Source organism: Streptomyces sp. CO7 (assembly GCF_053474865.1).
In genome coordinates this window covers 814,544-815,124 of record NZ_JBRIOU010000004.1, presented here as the reverse complement: position 1 = coordinate 815,124, position 581 = coordinate 814,544, and positions in this window count along the sequence as shown.

The window sequence follows — 581 nt, the reverse complement described above, 5'->3', positions numbered from 1 at the left end:
CCGCTGGCGCTTCGAAAGCCTCGGCCTCACCTGACCCCCCGTGCCCCGGACCGCCGCCTTCGCGCGACGGTCAGCGCACCCGTTGCCGTTCCCACGAGCGGCAGCGCCTCACTTTGCTGCGTGCGGCCGAGCCTTCCACCCCCCTGCGGGCGGCCGAGCCTGTCACCCCGTTGCGGGCGGCACCGCCTGACATTGCTGCGGGCAGCTGGGCCTTCCACCCCCTTGCGGGCGGCCGAGCCTGCCACTGCTGCGGGCGGCCGTGCCTGCCACCCCTTTGCGCGCGGCCGCGCTCGTCCTCCCGACGGGCGGCCCCGTGTCTGCCACCCCTTGCGGGTGGCCGTGCCTGCCATCCTGCGGGCGGCTGGGCCGCCCAGGGGGCGGCACGGGCGGGCGCAGGCCCCGGCCTCCGCGGCGAGCGGCTCGCCCCACCCCGCCCAAGGCGACGGCACCTTACACACGGGACCCTGACCGCAGCGCGGCGCAGGCTGAGCCCGGTGGCAGCACCGTTCGACCCCCGCCCCGCCCCCTTCCCAGAGGGGCTTACCTGTCGTGGAGCGAGCCGTCTTGTGAGGACGTGAGGC